Source organism: Ursidibacter arcticus, from assembly GCF_009761375.1.
In the GTDB taxonomy this organism is placed as follows: Bacteria; Pseudomonadota; Gammaproteobacteria; order Enterobacterales; family Pasteurellaceae; genus Ursidibacter; species Ursidibacter arcticus.
Map to the genome: position 1 here is coordinate 1 of NZ_LEKM01000021.1, position 457 is coordinate 457.

At 49.2% G+C, this 457-nt stretch carries 1 protein-coding gene; it reads right to left on the reverse strand.

Annotation, left to right across the window (positions count from 1 at the left end):
• Positions 1–457 (reverse strand): VENN motif pre-toxin domain-containing protein (locus A1D25_RS00850; RefSeq protein ID WP_162853259.1); only part of this gene is annotated, 457 nt, incomplete at both ends.

Genomic DNA, 457 nt, shown 5'->3' on the forward strand with positions numbered 1-457 from the left:
AATTATTCTCCACCGCCCTTTTTGCAATATCTGCCCCAGATGCAACCGCTTGTGTGCTATCCCCCACTACACCACTTGCCAATCCACCAGCTAATTGGCTTAGGAAGGTAATGTTTTTCTTCTCCGCCTCGGTTAGTTGGTCGGTTGTTTTGTTCGGGTATAGGGTATTGGTGATGACCATCGCCGCAGCTTCACCCCCTGCACCTGCTACTGCCCCTGCTAGGGCATTGTTGCCTGTGAGTTGGGCTTCTACTGCTCCTAATAAGGCGTGAGCCAGTAAGTTCGCTTCGGTATTGATTGAACCATCTGCATTGGTTGTGTGGTGCTTGATTTGCTCATTTAAATATGGCGAAGCTAACCCTACTGCCGCTTGTCCGAGGTCTTTTGTGGCTAAGCCTTGTAATACTGCTGTGACCGCATCTACTGCTTGTTTCGTTTTACTGCCTGTACCGTATTC